The 18,100-nt window shown below is 70.2% G+C and carries 16 protein-coding genes; all 16 read left to right on the forward strand.

Translation table 11 applies throughout. The features are described from left to right. The coding region (locus tag ACWD4O_RS45280) for a winged helix-turn-helix transcriptional regulator (RefSeq protein ID WP_451288928.1) at positions 1-287 on the forward strand (287 nt) is incomplete at its 5' end. A gap of 190 nt (positions 288-477) precedes the next feature. Beyond that, complete coding sequence (locus tag ACWD4O_RS45285; RefSeq protein WP_451288929.1) at positions 478-1,776, forward strand: extracellular solute-binding protein; 1,299 nt, start codon at positions 478-480, stop codon at positions 1,774-1,776. 7 nt (positions 1,777-1,783) lie between these two features. Beyond that, a complete protein-coding gene (locus tag ACWD4O_RS45290; protein WP_451288931.1) occupies positions 1,784-2,704 on the forward strand; it encodes a carbohydrate ABC transporter permease in 921 nt (306 codons plus the stop codon). Further along, a complete protein-coding gene (locus tag ACWD4O_RS45295; protein WP_451288932.1) occupies positions 2,701-3,582 on the forward strand; it encodes a carbohydrate ABC transporter permease in 882 nt (293 codons plus the stop codon). Before ACWD4O_RS45290 ends, ACWD4O_RS45295 begins: the two co-directional genes overlap by 4 nt. 5 nt (positions 3,583-3,587) lie before the next feature. Further along, positions 3,588-4,982: a carboxylesterase family protein gene (locus tag ACWD4O_RS45300; protein WP_451288933.1), complete on the forward strand. Its 1,395-nt coding sequence runs from the start codon at positions 3,588-3,590 to the stop codon at positions 4,980-4,982. 8 nt (positions 4,983-4,990) lie between these two features. Beyond that, positions 4,991-6,121 carry an ROK family protein gene (locus ACWD4O_RS45305; protein WP_451288965.1) on the forward strand — a complete coding sequence of 377 codons (1,131 nt, stop codon included), beginning with the start codon at positions 4,991-4,993 and terminating at the stop codon, positions 6,119-6,121. 52 nt (positions 6,122-6,173) lie between these two features. Continuing rightward, positions 6,174-7,727 carry a GMC oxidoreductase gene (locus ACWD4O_RS45310; protein WP_451288935.1) on the forward strand — a complete coding sequence of 518 codons (1,554 nt, stop codon included), beginning with the start codon at positions 6,174-6,176 and terminating at the stop codon, positions 7,725-7,727. Beyond that, entirely contained in the window at positions 7,724-8,332 is a 609-nt protein-coding gene (locus ACWD4O_RS45315) for a nucleoside deaminase (protein ID WP_451288936.1), read from the forward strand. Before ACWD4O_RS45310 ends, ACWD4O_RS45315 begins: the two co-directional genes overlap by 4 nt. Before the next feature lie 29 nt (positions 8,333-8,361). Continuing rightward, positions 8,362-9,306 (forward strand): sugar phosphate isomerase/epimerase family protein, encoded by a 945-nt coding sequence (locus ACWD4O_RS45320; RefSeq protein WP_451288938.1) that lies wholly within the window; start codon positions 8,362-8,364, stop codon positions 9,304-9,306. Positions 9,307-9,382: 76 nt separating this feature from the next. Then, a complete protein-coding gene (locus tag ACWD4O_RS45325) occupies positions 9,383-10,450 on the forward strand; it encodes an isopenicillin N synthase family dioxygenase (protein WP_451288939.1) in 1,068 nt (355 codons plus the stop codon). A 244-nt stretch (positions 10,451-10,694) separates the two neighbouring features. Then, a complete protein-coding gene (locus ACWD4O_RS45330; RefSeq protein WP_451288940.1) occupies positions 10,695-11,660 on the forward strand; it encodes a PDR/VanB family oxidoreductase in 966 nt (321 codons plus the stop codon). Between the two features lie 136 nt (positions 11,661-11,796). Continuing rightward, positions 11,797-12,774, forward strand: coding sequence for an MBL fold metallo-hydrolase (locus tag ACWD4O_RS45335; RefSeq protein WP_451288941.1), 978 nt, complete (start codon positions 11,797-11,799; stop codon positions 12,772-12,774). A gap of 151 nt (positions 12,775-12,925) precedes the next feature. After that, complete coding sequence (locus ACWD4O_RS45340) at positions 12,926-14,584, forward strand: DHA2 family efflux MFS transporter permease subunit (protein ID WP_451288943.1); 1,659 nt, start codon at positions 12,926-12,928, stop codon at positions 14,582-14,584. A gap of 274 nt (positions 14,585-14,858) precedes the next feature. After that, on the forward strand, positions 14,859-16,148 hold the full coding sequence (locus tag ACWD4O_RS45345) for an extracellular solute-binding protein (RefSeq protein ID WP_451288944.1): 1,290 nt from the start codon (positions 14,859-14,861) through the stop codon (positions 16,146-16,148). Between the two features lie 47 nt (positions 16,149-16,195). After that, positions 16,196-17,047, forward strand: a complete 852-nt coding sequence (locus ACWD4O_RS45350; protein ID WP_451288945.1) for a carbohydrate ABC transporter permease — start codon at positions 16,196-16,198, stop codon at positions 17,045-17,047. Continuing rightward, positions 17,044-17,979: a carbohydrate ABC transporter permease gene (locus ACWD4O_RS45355; protein ID WP_451288946.1), complete on the forward strand. Its 936-nt coding sequence runs from the start codon at positions 17,044-17,046 to the stop codon at positions 17,977-17,979. The genes ACWD4O_RS45350 and ACWD4O_RS45355 overlap by 4 nt, the downstream gene beginning before the upstream one ends. Positions 17,980-18,100 lie beyond the last annotated feature (121 nt).

Here is an 18,100-nt window from a genome sequence, read left to right on the forward strand (position 1 = left end):
CCCGAAAGCCTTCGTCTCAGCGGCAGGTCGTCGGGCAGGACCCGGAACGCCTTGTGCCGGCTCTCGCACCCCTGGAGGACACCATGACGACAACGGACTACCTGCCCGGCCTCACCCGGGCCTTCGCCCTCCTCGGCAGACGCTGGAACGGCCCGATCCTCGCCGCGCTCGCCCACGGTCCCGTCGGCTTCGGACAGTTGCGCGAGCGGATCCCCGGCATCAGCGACCGCATGCTCGCCGACCGCCGGGCGTGTGAGGGATCGGACGACGGTCGCGACAGAGCGTGACGGGTCGATTTCGCTACAAGTTCCGAAATTATCCGGGACGGCCTCCGGTACGCCGCCGAAACACACCATTCATACCGTCACTATCGGCCGCATAGGACCCATCGAGCTCATTAGGTCCATCAGGTCAAAAATGCTGCTTTCACCAGAAAGCGCATCACTGTCCTCAGCGCCTTTGTGACGGGAGCCCCGAGTGTCCAACCTCTCCAGACGCGGTGCCCTACGGCTGACCGGCGGGATAGCCCTCCTCGGCAGCCTCGCCCTGGCGGGCTGCGGTCGCAGTGACGACACCACCGCGAAAGCCGCCGCCGAGCCCATCGACAGCTCCCCGGCCGCGGGCACCGTCAGTGTCTGGGCCGCCCAGGGCGACGCCGACGTGCTCGACAAGGTCATCGAGCCCTTCAAGACGGCGAACCCCGACCTCGACGTGAAGTTCACGCTGATCCCGAACGCCGACTACTACACCAAGCTCCAGTCGGCGATCGCGGCGGGCAAGGGGCCCGATATCGCCCAGTTCTTCCCCGAGTCGCAGGCCCAGTTCCTCGACCCGTCGATCCTCCGGCCCGTTCCGGACGGCCTCGTCGACTCGGACAGCTTCTTCACCAGCCTGTGGGACGCCGGTGTGGTCGAGGACGTCGCCTACACGGTGCCCTGGTACGCGTACACCTACGCGCTCGTCTACCGCTCCGACCTGGCGAAGAAGGCGGGCGTCGAGGCGCCGAAGACATGGGACGAGACGGTGCCGTTCCTCAAGGCGCTTCAGGGCGCCGGAGCCGCGCACGGCCTCGGGGCCGACATCGGCTGGGACATCTTCAACGGCCAGGACGCCGCGATGTACGCCTGGCAGGCGGGCGGCTCGCTGCTGTCCCCGGGCGGCGAGTGGACGCTCGACACACCGGCGATGGTCGACGCGATCAAGTACAACGCGTCGTTCTACACCTCGGGAACCGCCGACACCACCGGGCCCGGGTTCCTCGACTCGCAGCCGTACTTCGTCTCGGGCAGGACCGCCACGATGATCACCGGCCCATGGGTCATCGGTCAGCTCGACGCCGCCGCGAAGAAGGACGGCTGGACGGCGTCCCACGTCGCCACGGCGCCGCTGCCGGCCGGGGCGTCGGGCAGCGCCTCCTTCTCCGCCGGCGGCAGTTGGGGGGTGCTCGCCGACAGCGACAACGCGGACGCGTCGTGGAAGCTCATCCGGCACATATCGAGCCCGAGCACGCAGGTCTCGCAGTACAAGGCGTACAGCTCGCTGCCGGCGGTCGTGTCCGCCTGGAAGGACCCCGCCATCGCGGGCCAGCCGCTGCTGGACGCGTTCCTGACGCAGCTGACGAACACCCGGGCGTTCCCGCAGGTCAGTACCTGGCCACAGGTCGCGACCCGGCTGGGCAAGGAGATGGAGGCCGTGGCCAAGGGCAAGGAGACCGCCGCCGAGGCCGCCGCGAACCTCCAGTCGTACGCCGCGAGCCTCGGCACGGGTACGGAGTGATCCGCCGATGACCGTCACCGTCCTCCCGAGGGCGCCGCGCAGAACGCGTCGTCCTCGGGGCGTCCGCCGAACGGCTGTGGGCTGGCTGTTCCTGGCGCCGTTCAGCATTGTGTTCCTGCTGTACACGGCGATCCCCGCCGTGGCCGCGCTCGGGTTCAGCCTCACCGACCTGCGGGGCGCGGATCTGCGTCATCCGTTCGCGGTGGACTTCACCGGACCGGACAACTATCTCCGCCTGTTCCAGGACCAGAGCTTCCTCCGGGACATCCTGAACACCGCCGTCTTCGTGGCTGTCGGTGTGCCGCTGACCATGGGGATCGGGTTCGCGCTGGCGCTCGCGCTGAACTCCGGCATCCGTCGGCTGCGCGGCGTGTTGCGCACGGTCTTCTTCGCGCCGGTCGTCACCAACATCGTGGCGGTCGCCCTGATCTGGCAGTACGCCTTCAACGAGGGCGGCACCGTCAACAAGATGCTCGGCGCCGTCGGATTCGCCGGGCCGAACTGGCTGGACGACCCGAATCTGACCATGCCCGTGGTCGTCCTGCTCGGCGTCTGGCGCAACTTCGGCATCGCGATGGTGCTGTTCCTCGCCGGCCTGCAGGCGATTCCGCAGGACGTGTACGAGGCAGCCTCCCTCGACGGGGCCGGCCGGTGGCGGCAGCTGCGGAACATCACCCTGCCGCTGCTGCGGCCCACCACCCTCATGGTGTCGGTGCTGCTCACCGTCTTCTACCTCCAGGTCTTCGACGAGCCGTACCTGCTCACCAACGGCGGCCCGCTGGGCTCCACCGAATCCGTGGCGCTGTACACCTACCACCAGTTCGGGGCCGGCGAGTTCGGGACGTCCTCGGCCGCGTCCTTCGTGATGCTCGTGCTCGTGATGCTGGTGAGCGCCGTCCAGTTCCGACTGCTGAGGCCCCGCGCATGACCGCCATCGCCGTGTCGGAGAACGCCGACATGACCACCGACCGGATCGCGGTGCGCCGCCGGTCCGTCTCCCCGCCCCTGCTGTACGGCGCGCTGGTGCTGTGCGCGCTGCTCACGCTGCTTCCGTTCATCTGGGTGATCAGTGGTTCGTTGCGCAGCCTCGACGAGATTCGCTCCGACCCGGGTGCCTGGGTCCCTCAGCACCTCACCTTCGACAACTTCGAGCGGCTGTTCACCACAGAGGGCTTCGGCCGGTTCCTGGTCAACAGCGTCGTGGTCGCGGTCATGGTGGTGGCCGGCAACATCGTCGCGGCGTCGGCCGCCGGCTATGCGCTCGCGAAGCTCGACTTCGCGGGCAGACGGATCGCGTTCGCCGCGGTGATGGGCGCGATGATGATGCCGCTCACCACGGTGTTCGTCACACAGTTCGTGATCACGGTCGACCTGGGCCTGGCGGACACCCTCACCGGTGTCGCGCTGCCGAGTGTGGCACTGCCGTTGTCGGTCTTCATCATGCGGCAGTACGCGATGTCGATCCCCGACGAACTGCTCGAAGCGGCCCGGATCGACGGCGCGGGCGAGTTCCGGATCTTCTTCAGGATCTTCCTCCCGCTGGCCGGACCCGCTGTCGCCACGATCACGATCATGTCGTTCCTCTACTCGTGGAACAACTTCCTCTGGCCGCTCATCGTCGCCCAGAGCATGTCCGGCTACACACTGCCGGTGGGCCTGGCCGCCACCAGCCAGGCGGCGGCACACGTCACCGACTACGGCCTGCTGCTCGCCGGTGCGATCGTCGTGATGCTGCCGGTGCTGGTGCTCTTCCTGTTCCTGCAGCGCTACTTCGTGCAGGGCGTCGCCGGAACGGGAATGCGGTGACCTCCATGGACTCGTTCGCCGAAGGCCGGGAGACGGTCACCGTACGCGCTCCAGCGGGCACGATCATCGGCCGTCGCACCGGCTCGGTCCGGCGCTTCCTCGGCATCCCGTACGCCGAAGCTCCCACCGGTGCACGGCGGTTCGCCGCGCCGGCCCGACGCGGCCGGTTCACGGAGCCGTTCGACGCCTCCCGCCACGGCGCCACCGCGCAGCAGGTGCCGCTGTTCGCCACGACCACGGTGCCGGAGCCCTCGGTGCCGGGCGACGACGTGCTGAACCTCGGCATCGTCGCCCCTGACGCCGACGACGACCGCGGGCCCTGCCCGGTCCTGGTGTGGATCCACGGCGGCGCCTTTCTGGCGGGGAGCCAGGCCAGTCCCTGGTACGACGGCCGCGCCTTCGCCCGCGACGGCGTCGTCTGCGTCACCGTCGGCTACCGGCTCGGCGTCGACGGATTCTCCGTACTGGACGACGTTCCCGCGAACCTCGGGCTGCGCGACCTGCTGCTCGCGCTCGACTGGGTGCGGGACAACATCGCCGCTTTCGGCGGCGATCCGGACCGGGTCACCGTCGCCGGTCAGTCGGCCGGGGGCGCGGCGGTCCTCGCGCTGCTCTCGTCGCCCGCGGGCAGCGGCCGCTTCCACCGCGCGGTCAGCCTCTCCGGTGGCACGTTCACCGCGGACGGGGACGCGGCTCGCGACTTCCTCGGACGGCTCGCGCGCCGGCTCGGCGTGCCGGTGACGCGAGCCGGATTCGCCGGCCGCGCCGTGGAGCACATCCAGCGGTGCGTCATCGACCTGAGGGACGAGCAGGGCGACGACATGCCCGCGCTCGGCCTGTTCGTCGGCGACGACATCCTGCCCGTGCCCGTCGTCGACGGACTCACCCTGCACGGGCACGCCGTACCGCTGCTGCTCGGTGCGACGGGCGACGAGTTCGACGGCGACGCCACCACCGGCACGGCCGACACGCGCACGGCAGGCACCCGCACGGCAGGCACGCGGGTGACGGACACGCTCTTCCGCGCCGCCTGCCCGCGCGTCGCCGCCTCCCGCCGCGTCGCCGCCGTCGGCACCTGGCTGTATTCCTTCGAGTGGCCCTCCCCGGTGCTCGGCGGCGCCACGCACTGCATCGACATCCCGTTCTTCTTCGACGTGCTCGACGCACCCGGTGTCGCCGAGGCGCTCGGGCCGCACCCGCCGGGGGAACTGGCCACGGCGACGCACGGTGATCTGGTCGGGTTCGTACGCGGCGAGGAGCCGGCCTGGGCCAGGGCGACCGGGACCCACGGCGACACGGCTCGCGAGTACGGCCGTCCCGGCGCGGCGCTCGCGGCCGACACCAGGGGCGTGTTCGATCCGGTGGTACCGGCGGCGTCCGGGGTGGCGGAGGCGTGCTGATGTCCGGGATGAACCAGAGCGCCGTCCGACGCATCAACACCTCGGTCATCCTGCGCGCGCTGGCGGTGTCGGCCGGGCCGATCACACTGACCGAGCTCGCCGAGCAGGTCGGCCTCTCCCGCCGCACCATCGAGGTCGTCCTGGACTCCCTCGTCGAGGCGGGCTGGGTGACCGAGCTGGACCGTGTGCCGACCAGGGGCTGTGCCGGGCGCCCGGCCCGCCGGTACGAACTGCGGGCCGAACACGCGCTGCTGGCGGCCGTACGCATCACCACCCTCGACGCGTCCGCGGTCATCGCCGATGTACGCGGCCGTGTCGTCGGCCGGGCGCACCGGCCGCTGCGCGCCTACCAGGATCCGCAGTCCACGCTCGACGACGCGGCGGCCCTGGTGCGGGAGGCGCTCGACGACGCGGGCGGGCCGGCGAACCGCCTTCGGGCCGGTGCTGTCGCGAGCGGCGGCGCGATCGACGACGACGGGGTCGTACGGCGCCTGGTGCACACGACGCGGTGGGAAGGCGTGCACCTTCCCGGAGAGTTCGCGCGGCGGGTCCGGGTGCCCTGGTTCGCCGACAACGACACCAATCTCGGTGCCCTCGCGGAGCGTTGGCGGGGTGTGGCAGGCGACCACGACAACGTCGTATGGGCGGTACTGGGGAACCGGACCGGACTTGGCATCCTCATCCGAGGCGCCGTGCACCGAGGTCTCGACGGTGCCGCAGGCGAGATCGTCGAGGCGGTGTCGATGCGGACCGGCTCGGTGGAGAACCGCCCGGTGGCAGGGCTCACCTCACCGGAACCGGAGCGGCGCAGGGTCGCGCTCGACCGCTTCGACGCGGCTCGTGCCGGCGATGCGACAGCGCTCGCCGAGGTGGACGAACTCGTGGAGAACATCGCGTCGATCCTCACGACCCTGTCGTGGACGGTCGCGCCGTCGCTCATCGTGCTCGGCGGCGGTCTGGAGGACGCGGCCGATGTGCTGCTGCCCCGGGTGCGCAGGGCGATGCACGACGCCCGCACCCCCGCGGTCGAGCTGCGGGCCACGTGTCTGGGCCGCGACGCCGACCTTGTCGGCGCCGTCAAGCTGGCGCTCGACTCGATGGACACCGAGCTGTTCGGCCCGCTCGCCCCGAACACGTGACCGCTCACCACCAGCAGCAACAGGACAGCAGCAACAGGACAGGAGTCTCCCCTTGACCGGCACCACTCGCACCGACGTCCTCATCGTGGGCAGCGGCATCATGGGATCAGTCGTGGCCAGACTGCTGCGCGACACCGATCCGACGCTGGACATCACCATGGTCGAGGCAGGCAGCGCGATCGGTGAGGCACCCGGCCTGCACCTGCACGACGTCGACGATCCGGCCCTCTGGTCGCGCTACAACGAACGGGTCGGCACCGGCATCCAAGGCATGTACACCGGAGCCGAGATCGCACGCGATGTCGCGGACAGCCTCGACGATCTGACACCCGGTATGTTCCACGCGCTGGCCTTCGGCGAGGACGTGGAGGCGATGCCCGCGACCGCACTCGCGTGGAACGCCGGCGGCATGGGCGTGCACTGGACCGCCGCGACGCCGTGGCCCGCCGGGGACGAGGTGTTCGACTTCGGCGACCCTGCCCGCTGGGCGACGGACCTGGACACCGCGCGCCGGTTGCTCGCGGTCACCCCGACCGCGATCGGCCCGACCGACGTCGGCCGGATCGTGCTCGACGCACTGCGCCGGCGCTTCGACGGCATCGGACCGGACGACCGACGGCCGCAGCCGATGCCCATGGCCGTCACCGCGTCGGCATCGGGACCCATGCCGCGCACAGCTCCAGGGACGATCTTCCCCGCGATGGCGACCGGCGTGGACCCGGCCTTCACCCTGCTGACCGGAACGCTCGCGACGGCCCTCGTCGTCTCGGACGGCCGGGTCAGCGGCACCCGGCTGCGTCGCATCGCCGACGGCGCCGAGTCGCAGCTCCTCGCGGACGCCGTGGTGGTGTGCGCCGACGCGCTGCGCACCCCGCAACTGCTGTTCGCCTCGGGCATCAGGCCCGAGGCGCTGGGCCGCTACCTCAACGAGCACGCGTTCGTCACCGCCCGGGTACTGCTCGACCCCGACCGCTTCGGCATCGACCCCGCAGACCTGCCTCTGCCGCGCGCGGGCGAGTTCAGCACCGATTCGCTCTGGCTGCCGCAGAACGGAGCGGCGCAGCCGTTCCACGGCCAGATCATGAACCGGACGTACGTGGACGCAGACGGCACCCCCCTCGCCCACTCCGTGGGCCTCTCGCTGTACGTACCCGTCGAGTCCCGCCCCGAGAACCGGCTGGTGTTCTCGCCGACCGAGACCGACCTGGCCGGGATGCCCCGGATCGGTGTCGAGTTCGGCTACTCCGACGCCGACCGCGCGCTGCTCTGCCGGGCTCTCGACGAGATCCGGTCGATCGCCGAGGAATTCGGCCCCTTCGATCCCGCGACGGAACGCGCGCTGCTCCCGCCCGGCTCGTCGTTGCACCTCACCGGCACCGTCCGGTCCGGCCCGGTCGACGACGGCACCAGCGTGTGCGGTCCGGACGGCCTGGTGTGGGGCTACGACAACCTGTACCTCGCCGGCAACGGCGTGATCCCCACCGCGATGGCCGCCAACGTCACCCTGACCGGCGCGGTGACGGCCGTGCGGGCGGCCCGGGCCGTCGCCGGACGGACCGCCGCGCTCGCCGAGCTCACCGCACATCGAGAGGAAGTCCGATCATGATCGACATCGCAAGGGAATACCGGGTGGCGCTCCCGACCTGGATCGATGACGAATTGGCCGCCGTCCCCGCCGTGATTCCCGACCGTGACGACCGGATGCGCCTCGTGCACCGCCTGGCCGACCGCAACTGGCGTGAGGGCAACGGAGGCCCGTTCGCGGCACTCGTCGCGGAACGGGACACCGGCCGGATCGTCTCGGTCGGCGTGAACGTCGTACTCGCCTCCGGCGTCTCCAGCGCACACGCCGAGGTCGTCGCCCTCGGACTGGCCCAGACGGCGACCGGCGGCTGGGACCTCGGCGGTGACGGAATGCAGGCGCACGAGCTGGTGGTGAACTGGCGTCCGTGCATCCAGTGCTACGGCGCGGCGATGTGGTCCGGGGTGCGCGGTCTCGTGGTCGCCGGCGACGGCCCGCAACTGGAGGAGATCACCACGTTCGACGAGGGCCCGCTCGGCGCGGACTGGGCCGAGCAGTTCCAGGCACGCGGCATCGAGGTCGTACGGGACGTGCTCCGGGACGAGGCGCTCGCCGTGTTCCGCGGCTACCGGAAGGCCGTCGACGCCGACGGCCTCGTCGTCTACAACGCGCGCGCGGGCGCCGAATGACACCGCCGATCCGACGGGAGACACCCACCATGGCCCCACGCTTCGCCACCGATGTCGTGACCTTCTACCACCCCGGTTTCTGGGGCCTGGAATCCGCCGACGCGTTTCGCGACTGGGCCGTCGAGAACCCCGAGCGCTTCTGGGACCGGACGATGGACGCGTTGGCCGAGGCCGGTGTCACCGGCCTCGAGCTGACTTTCGCGCCCGGCGACATCGACTCGGTCCTGCGCGCTTTCGGCGACGCGCCGTCGTTCCGCCATGAGTTGCAGGCCCGAGGCCTGTCCGTCGTGAGCGCCTTCATCGCCGGGAGCGAATGCCCCGACTGGCGGGACGGCGAAAGCCTGCCCGCGATAGTCGCCGACGCCGAGCGACGTGCGGCCTTCCTCGCCGATGTGGGCGCCGAACTCCTCGTCACAGGGCTGCCCATGCGTGCGACGTTCGGGACGCGCCCACCCTTCTTCGTCGACGCCGCGTACATGACCCGGATGGCCGACATCGCCCACATCGTCGGTGAAGCCGTCGCACAGTACGGTGTGAAGCTCGCCTTCCACACCGAGTCCAACAGCACTCTCTGGTACGAGAGGGACATCGACCTGTTCATGGCCCTGACCGATCCGCGCTATGTGTGGCTGTGCCCGGACTCCTGCCACATCGCACTCGGGGGAGGCGACCCCGTCGCCGTCGCGCGTCGCCACTCCCCACGCATCGCACTGGCGCACTGGAAGGACGCGGTCAAGCCGATCGACGTCGAACTCACCATCGACGCAACGGTCTTCGCCCAACAACAGCCCTACATGACCGAACTGGGTACGGGCATTGTGGACTGGAAGGCATGGGCCGCCGCGATGTCACTCACTCCCGGCGCCGACACCGTGCTCATCGAGCTGGACGAGGCGGCTGATCCCGTCGCCGCGCTCCGGACGGGGATGGCCGTGGTGAAGGGGATACGCGGAGACGTCGGGCTTCTCTCCTGAGCCGGGTCGGCCGGCGCGCCCAGCGGTGGCTCCCGGCCCTTCGCCGAACAACCACAGTCTGAAAGGACGTAGGACAGTGAATTCTCCCATTGCCGCCTCCAGGCACCCGTTCACCGTGCCGGCCGTCGACATCTCCCCCTACGTCGGCGGCGGTACGGATGAGGAGCGGGGGCATGTGGCACGGCTGATCGACGCCGCGTGTGCCGAGGTGGGGTTCATCCAGGTCCTCGGGCACGGCATTCCGCAGAGCGCGCTCGACGGTCTGAAGGAGGCGATGGACGCGTTCTTCGCGCTGCCGTTGGAGGCGAAGAAGGCGTACCGCGTCGACGGCGGCGCCAACCGCGGCTACAGCCCGCCGAAGAGCGAGTCGCTCAGCCTGAGCCTGGGCCTGGAGTCGGCCTCGCGGATGAACGACTTCTTCGAGGCCTTCAACGTCGGTGTCGAGGCGCGTTCCTTCCCGCCCGACCTCGGCCTTTCCGAGGACGACTTCGGGATCAACGTGTGGCCGGACATCGAGGGGTTCACCCCGCGGGTGGAGGCTTATTTCGGCCATGCCTCGCGGGTGGCGCGCACGCTGACCCGGATCTTCGCGGACGCCCTCGGTCTGGCGCCGGACTTCTTCGAGGCGCTCACCGGACATTCCATCGACGTGCTCCGCATGAACAACTACGCCCTGCCGGAAGGCACCGTGGACCTGGACGGCGAGCTGATGGGAATGGGCGAGCACACGGACTACGGGATCGTCACCGTGCTGTGGGCCGACCGAGTCCCCGGGCTCCAGGTGCTCGACCGAGACGGCATCTGGCACGACGTGGCGCCCGCGGACGGCGCTCTGCTCGTCAACCTGGGCGATCTCACGGCCCGGCTGACCAACGACCGGTGGATGTCGACGCTGCACCGCGTCAAACCCCCCGTCGTCGACGGGGCGATCCTGCGGCGCCGCTCGGCCGCCTTCTTCCACGACGGGAACCCGGACGCGGTCATCGAGACACTGCCGGCCCTTCTCGACGCGGACCACGGTCTCGCCTACGAACCGGTCACCGTCCGCGAGCACATCAGGGCAAAGCTGAACGGCTCGCGGGAGGGCAAGAAGAACGTGGCCGCGGTCCGCGAGGCCGCCCGCGCGCGGGCGGCCACCCAGTAGACGTCGTCCTCCCCGGAGAGGGAGGCATGGCCTGAATGTGACGCTCCGTGCGTTGCCAACGTAACGATTCGGCAATGCACAGGCCTGTGTATCCGCTATGTTCTTCAACGGAACTCGTCGTCCGTTGCCTTGCCTTCCGTCGCGCGATCCATGTCCTGACACGTCTCAGCGTCAGCCCATGCGTCGGAAGTCTGCTTCGTCGGTGTGGGTGTCGCTCCGTCTCCTGTGAAAGCGGGAAACCATCTTGAGCAACCCCTCCGATCGCGAGCACGAGAGTGATCTCGTCGTCGTGGAACGATCCGAAGCCGCCGACGGCGTAGCCGTGCTGACGCTTCGTCGCCCCGACGGCGAGCCCCTCCCGCAGTGGCAGCCCGGCGCCCACATCGACCTGCTGCTCGACGACGGCCTGGTTCGCACCTACTCGTTGTGCGGCGCACCCGACGACCGGACAGCGTGGCGCATCGGTGTGCTGCGTGTACCGGACGGCCGCGGCGGCTCGGCCTACGTCCACGCCAAGCTGCACGTCGGATCCCGGGTGCGGGTCCGCGGACCGCGCAACAGGTTCGCCCTCCGTCCGGCCCGGCGCTACCTGTTCATCGCGGGCGGCATCGGCATCACCCCGGTCCTTCCGATGCTGGCGGCTGTCGAGGCCGCCGGGGCTCGGTGGCGGCTGCTGTACGGCGGCCGGAGCCTTTCCTCCATGGCCTTTCTCGACGAACTGGCCGGGTACGGCGACGCCGTGGCCGTGCACCCGCAGGACCGGCACGGTCTGCTCGACCTCGACAGCTACCTCGGCACCCCCGCCCCCGACACCCTGATCTACTGCTGCGGCCCCGAGCCGCTGCTCGCCGCGGTCGAGGAGCGGTGCCGGGAATGGCCCGCCGAGGCCCTCCGGGTGGAGCGGTTCCAGGCCAAGGAGCAGGAGCAGGAGGCGAGTTCGGGGAACGCCTTCGAGGTCGTGCTCGACCGCTCCGGGATCACCGTCCAGGTGCCGCCGGAGCGCAGTGTGCTGGACGCGGTGCGAGAGGCCGGCGTGGCCGCGCTCTCCTCCTGCGCCGAAGGCATCTGCGGCACCTGCGAGACCGAAGTCCTCGACGGTGAGCCCGACCACCGCGACTCCGTCCTCAGCGCGGAGGAGCGGGAGTCCAACGAGATCATGATGATCTGCGTCTCCCGCTCGCGCGGGCCCCGGCTGGTCCTCGACCTCTGACCGCCGCGTCACGGCCGCCGACTCGCCCGCACCCGGACCCGGATGCCGCCGCCGACGCGTGGAGGCGCATCGAGACCTTCCTCGACACCCACCTCAAGCACGACGACCAGCACGACAACCCGAAGAAAGTGACGTCATGAGCACGACTCAGGCAGAGCAGGAAAACCAGGCGGAGCAGGAAACCCAGGCCGGGCACGGTGCCGAGGCGGCGCCCGCGCAGAGCGAGGGCTGGTCCGTCGACGACCGCTGCCTCAACTGCAACATCGCCCGTCAGCTCGCCCCCGGCATGATCGGCTTCAAGGAGGGCGGCGAGTACGGCGGTCTGTCGACCGTCGTTCGCCAGCCGGAGACCGAGGCCGATGTCGAGAAGCTGTACCTGGCGGCGCACGCCTGCCCGACCCGGTCCGTCCACCCGCCGGCCGACCGGTGGGACGCCGACTCGGACCCGTACCCGAAACCGCTGGACGAGGACCAGGTCGTCTGGCTCTGCGGTCACGCCTCCCCGCAGACCTACGGCGCCACCTCCTACCTCGTGCGCCGCCCCGACGGCACCGCGATGATGATCGACACCCCGCGCTGGCGGCCCGCGCTCGCCCGCCGGTACGAGGCGAGGGTCGGCAAGGTCACCGACGTCCTCGTCACCCACCTCGACCATGTCGCGCACGCCCGCAAGTACGCCGACGCCTTCGGCGCGCGCCTGTGGATCCACGAGGGCGACCTGCACTCCCTGCCCTCCGCCGACCACATCATCCGCGGCACCGAGCCGGTCGAGATCGGGCCGGGCGTCATCGCCCACCCCTTCCCCGGGCACACCGAGGGCAGCACGCTCTTCATCGCCGACGACAAGTACTGCTTCACCGGCGACGCGTTCTTCTGGTCGAACGGTCAGCAGACCCTCGAAGTCGCCCACAGCGTCGTCTACGACTCGATCAAGACGCTCGCCGAGTCGGTGGCCCGCGGGGCCGAGGAGCTGACCTTCGAGTGGGTGCTGCCGGGCCACGGCGACCTGCACCACCTCCCCGCCGACGAGATGCGCGAACGCATGAGGGGCCTCGGCCGCCGCGCCGCGACGTACCCCGAGGAAGAGATCGACTACGGGGCGGTCCGCTACTGACCCGCTGAACGCGGGCCAACCCCTCACCGGGCTCAGGGGCGACAGCGAGATCCGCCCCTGGGCCCGCCCGGCCCGACCGCGTCCCCCGGCGGTCGGGCCGGGCCATGACCGGACCCACCACCACCCCGAGAACCACGAGGTCGGCAGAGCATTGACTGACACAGCGACCGCACCGACGACCGGACGCCCGGCCCCCTCCGCGAGCCCCTGGGCCGCACTGGCCGCCCTCTCCCTCGGCCTGTTCATGATCGTGGTGGACACCTCGATCGTGTCCGTGGCCGTGCCGACCATGGTCCGCAGTCTCGACACCGGGCTCAACGCGGTGGTCTGGGTCAACAGCGTCTACCTGCTCGCGTACGCCGTCCCCATGCTGCTCACCAGCAGGCTCGGCGACCGCTACGGCCCCAAACGGGTCTTCGTGGCCGGTCTCGCGGTCTTCACCGGCGCGGCCCTCGCCGCCGGGCTGTCCGGCAGCGTGGAGATGCTGATCACCGCCCGTGCGTTCCAGGGTCTGGGCGCGGCCCTGCTCACCCCGCAGACCCTCACCCTCATCACCCATCTGTTCCCGGCCGGTGACCGCGGCAGGGCCATGGGCGTCCTGGGCGGGGTGTCCGGCCTCGCCACCGTCACCGGCCCACTGCTCGGCGGGGTACTGGTGGACGGCCTCGGCTGGGAGTGGATCTTCTTCGTCAACGTCCTGGTCGGCGTCCTCGCCCTGGCCTTGAGCCTGCTGGTCGTGCCTGACCTGCGCCTCGGCCACGCGCGGCGCTTCGACGTGCCGGGCATCCTGCTGTCCGGCGGCGGACTGTTCCTGATCGTGTTCGGTGTGCAGAACGGGAAGACGTACGACTGGGGTCGGCTGCTCGGCCCCCTCACCGTGTTCGAGGTCATCGCCGCCGGTGTGGCGCTGCTGGTGGCCTTCGTGGTCTGGCAGCGCGTCAACCGCGATGAACCGCTGGTCCCGCTGCGCGTCTTCAGCAACCGCGACTTCTGCGCCGCCACCCTGACCACGGCCGCCATCGGCTTCGCCATGACCGGCATGTTCCTGCCGCTGGTCATCTACCCGCAGTCCGCGCTGGGCCTGTCGCCCACCGAGGCCGGCCTGCTGACCGCGCCCATGGCCCTCGTCTCCGCCTCCATGGGCCCGTTCATCGGCCGCCTCTCGGACCGCGTGGGCGGCAAGTACCTTGTCATGTCAGGTCTGTTCGGCATGGCGGGCGGCCTCGGCGTCGTCGCGGTCCAGGCAAGGGCGGACCTCCCGGCCTGGCAGCTGATACCGGGGTTGGTGCTGACGGGCCTCGGCATGGGCTTCGTCCTGGTCCCCGTCAACAGCGTCGCGATGGGCTCCGTACCGGCCGACCTGCGCGGAGCGGCCTCCGGCATCTTCTTCACCGCCCGCCAGCTGGGCGCGGTCCTGGGCAGCGCAGCCATCGGCGTACTGCTGCAGGCCCGTATCTCGGCGAACGTGGCCGCCGAGGCGAACACGGCGGCCGCCCGACTTCCGCTTCCCTACCGGGCGGCCTTTCTGGAAGACATGCGCAAGGCGGCCGAGAGCGGCCCGGCCGGTGGGGGCGAGGCGCACGCGCTGCCGGGACTGCCCGCGCACCTGGCCCGCCAGGCCGGGCCACTCGCCGACCAGGCCCTGCGGAACGGACTCACCCAGGCGTCGAAGGAGACCCTGATCCCCCTGGTCGCGGTTCTCGTCCTCGCCACACTCGCGGCCGTCGCGATGCGGCGCACCCGGGCGGCGCACGGCGAGGTCAAGGGCGTACCGACCCCGGACCGCCCGGGCACGCACCCCCGTCGCTGACTCCGGACAGCGCCCCGCGCCCGAGGGAGACCCCCTTCTTTCCCCGAGGCGGACACGTTCGCGAAAGTATTTCGTAACCGAGGTATTTCCTGTCCTTGTCCCGGTCGTGAATTCCGTGTCAGTGTCCCGGCCAGCAGGCAGGCCGTTCGGCAGCGGGGTTTCCGAAAGCCTTTCGTACCGGCCCCGATCTGCCTTGCTCAACGACGGCATGTGGAAAGAAGAGAGGCACAGCATGCGGAGAATCCCGGTCGACAGACATTCCTCACGCCCGAGAATGCGACGCGTCGTCGCGTCCGCCGTCACGCTCACGGCGGCCATGGGCCTTGCCGCGTGCGGGACTTCGGGGCCGGCCGGATCGTCTGCGAACTCGTCCGCGAAGGGCCTGACGATGTGGGCGCTCAACGACCAGACGATCCTCAAGGAGTCCGTCGACGCCTACAACAAGGACCACCCGGACGAGAAGATCACCCTGCGGCTGTTCGCCAACGACGACTACAAGCAGAAGCTGCGCGTCGCCTTCGGCGCGAACCAGGCCCCGGACATCTTCTTCAGCTGGGGCGGCGGAGCGCTGAACGACTACGTCGAGGCCGGCAAGGTCGACGCGCTGACGCAGACCGAGGCCAACACGGACCGGTTCACTCCGAGCGTGATGCAGAGCGCCACCTTCGGCGGCAAGGTCTACGGCGTGCCCGCCAACGGCCTCGCCCCGGTCGTCCTCTACTACAACAAGAAGGTGCTGGCCGACGCGGGCGTCGAGCCGCCGAAGACGTACGACGACCTGCTGGCGGCCGTGAAGAAGCTGAAGGCGAAGGACGTGGTGCCCCTCTCCCTCGCGGCGAACTCCAAGTGGCCGACCCTGATGTACCTGGAGTACCTGCTCGACCGCGCCGGCGGCTCCGAGGTCTTCACGAAGATCGCCTCCGGTGACGCCTCGGCGTGGAAGGACCCGTCGGTCACCAAGGCCAACCAGTACCTCCAGGACCTGTCGAAGGCCGGCGCCTTCGGCGACAACGCCTCCTCCGTCAGCTACGACCAGGGCGCCTCCACCGCCCTGCTCTACACCGGCAAGGCGGCGATGGAGGTGATGGGCACCTGGGAGTACGCCAACATCGCCAAGGCCGATCCCGACTTCCTGAAGGGCGATCTCGGCTACACGGCCTTCCCGTCGCTGTCCGGCGGCGCCGGCGACCCGAAGAGCATCGTCGGCAACCCCTCCAACTTCCTGTCGCTGAACTCGTCGACCAAGAACAGGTCGGCGGCCCTCACGTACCTGAAGGACTACGTCCTCGACGACTCCCAGGTCGACGCCTACCTCGCCGCCGGCAGCGTGCCACCGGTCAAGGGCCTGGAGTCGACGCTGGCGGCGGTGAAGTCGTCGTCCGACAAGGCGTGGCTCACCTTCGTCTACAACCTGGTGGAGGACGCGCCGGGCTTCCAGCTCTCCTGGGACCAGGCCCTGCCGTCCGACAGGGCCGACCCGTTGCTGACCAACACGGACAAGTCGTTCCTGCGCCAGATCTCGCCCGCCGAGTTCGGTACGAACATGAGCAAGGCGGCCTCGTGACGGTCACCGCCGCCCCAGCGCGCCGAAGAGGAGGCGCCGGCCTCCTCATGGCCGCCCCGGCACTCCTTCTCTTCGGCCTGTTCGGGCTCGTCCCCCTCGTCGGGGTCATGGCGCTCAGCCTCGCCCGCTGGGACGGCCTCGGGTCCATCGGCTGGGCGGGCCTCGCCAACTGGAGCGGTGTCCTGACCGACGGCGCGACCTGGCAGGCGCTGGGGCTCACCGTCAAGGTGATGGCGGTGAGCTGGCTGGTCCAGACGCCGATCGCCCTGGCCCTCGGTGTCTTCCAGGCGCCGAGGGGGCGGGCGAGGGCGCTGTTCGCCGTGCTGTTCTTCCTGCCGTTGCTGCTGTCGGCCGTGGCGATCGGCCTGACCTGGCAGGCGCTGCTCGACCCCTCCTTCGGCATCGGAGCCACCCCCGGGCTGCACTGGCTGGCCAAGCCGCTGCTCGGCTCGCCGGACCTGGCCCTCTACACGGTGATCTTCGTGATCGCCTGGCAGTTCGTGCCGTTCCACGCCCTGCTCTACCAGGCCGGGATACGGCAGATCCCCACCGCCCTGTACGAGGCGGCCGCCCTCGACGGCGCCGGACCGATGGCCCGCTTCCTGCACATCACCCTGCCGCAGCTGAAGTACACGATGGTCACCTCCAGCACCCTCATGCTCGTCGGCTCGCTCACCTACTTCGACCTGATCTTCGTGCTGTCCGGCGGCACCGGCGGCCCCGGTACCGCCACCCGCGTCCTTCCCCTCGCCATGTACATCACCGGATTCCAGGCCCACGACATGGGCCGGGCCAGCGCCGTCGCCACCCTCCTGGTGGTCTTCGGCCTCGGCCTGTCGCTGCTGACCACCCGCCTGTCCGGCTTCACCCGGATGGACAGCCGGCAGGAGGGCATGTGAGCACCACCGTGACCAAGGCCGACGACCCTCGTACGGGCACCGGCCGTGACCGTGCGCCCGGGCGACCGACAGCACCGTCGCGCCCCGGTCCCACCCGCCGCATCACGGCCGTCGGCGCGGTACGCCGTGCCCTGACCGGCGGCACCGCCCTCCTGTGGACCGCGATCGTCGTCGTACCCGTGTACTGGCTGGTGGTGACCAGCCTGCGCAGCCGCGGCGACTTCACCGCCGACAGCCCACTGGCCCTGCCCGGCCACCCGACGCTCGACAACTACCGGACCGTCCTGGCCGGTGACTTCACGACCTACCTGCTCAACAGCGTGATCGTGACCGTCGCGGCAGTCGCCCTGACCGTCGCCTTCGCCCTCATGGCCGCCTTCGCGATCGTCCGCGGCGCCGGAAGCCGCCTCTCCCGCGTGTCCTTCCGGCTCTACCTGCTGGGCCTGGCGATCCCGCTCCAAGCGGTGATCATCCCGGTCTACCTGCTGATCATCAGGATGCAGCTGTACGACAGCCTGCTCGCGATCGTCCTGCCCTCGGCGGCGTTCGCGCTGCCGATCACCGTGATGATCCTGGTGAGCTTCCTGCGCGACGTCCCCCGCTCGCTGTTCGAGGCGATGATCGTCGACGGCGCCGGCGACTGGCGCATGCTCTTCTCGCTCGCGGCACCGCTGGCCCGACCGGCGCTGATGACGGTCGCCGTCTACGACGGACTGCAGGTCTGGAACGGCTTCCTTTTCCCGCTCATCCTCACCCAGAGCGGCGACAAGGCCGTACTGCCACTGGCGCTGACCCTCTACCGGGGCCAGTTCGGCATCGACGTACCGGCCACGATGGCCGCGGTCGTGCTCTCCACTCTCCCGATGCTCGCGCTGTTCATCCTCGCGCGGCGCCAGCTCGTCGCCGGTCTCACCGCCGGTTTCTCCAAGTAACCCACTTCAGCAAGCAGTTCGCTCCGAGCAGTGGCCGGGCACCGCGCCCGGCCCCGTCGGCGTGCCCGCGCACACCCCGCGCGCCCCCTCGCGAGCACCTCCGCAATCCCCGAGGAGTCGT

It is taken from the genome of Streptomyces sp. NPDC002623, from assembly GCF_053592635.1.

What these genes read in the sequence shown, in the direction of transcription:
- ACWD4O_RS45320 (WP_451288938.1), top strand. Translation starts at nt 8,362, where the DNA reads ATGGCCCCACGCTTCGCCACCGATGTCGTGACCTTCTACCACCCCGGT.
- ACWD4O_RS45300 (WP_451288933.1), top strand. Translation starts at nt 3,588, where the DNA reads ATGGACTCGTTCGCCGAAGGCCGGGAGACGGTCACCGTACGCGCTCCA.
- ACWD4O_RS45350 (WP_451288945.1), top strand. Translation starts at nt 16,196, where the DNA reads ATGGCCGCCCCGGCACTCCTTCTCTTCGGCCTGTTCGGGCTCGTCCCC.
- ACWD4O_RS45335 (WP_451288941.1), top strand. Translation starts at nt 11,797, where the DNA reads ATGAGCACGACTCAGGCAGAGCAGGAAAACCAGGCGGAGCAGGAAACC.
- ACWD4O_RS45290 (WP_451288931.1), top strand. Translation starts at nt 1,784, where the DNA reads ATGACCGTCACCGTCCTCCCGAGGGCGCCGCGCAGAACGCGTCGTCCT.
- ACWD4O_RS45345 (WP_451288944.1), top strand. Translation starts at nt 14,859, where the DNA reads ATGCGACGCGTCGTCGCGTCCGCCGTCACGCTCACGGCGGCCATGGGC.
- ACWD4O_RS45305 (WP_451288965.1), top strand. Translation starts at nt 4,991, where the DNA reads ATGAACCAGAGCGCCGTCCGACGCATCAACACCTCGGTCATCCTGCGC.
- ACWD4O_RS45295 (WP_451288932.1), top strand. Translation starts at nt 2,701, where the DNA reads ATGACCGCCATCGCCGTGTCGGAGAACGCCGACATGACCACCGACCGG.
- ACWD4O_RS45315 (WP_451288936.1), top strand. Translation starts at nt 7,724, where the DNA reads ATGATCGACATCGCAAGGGAATACCGGGTGGCGCTCCCGACCTGGATC.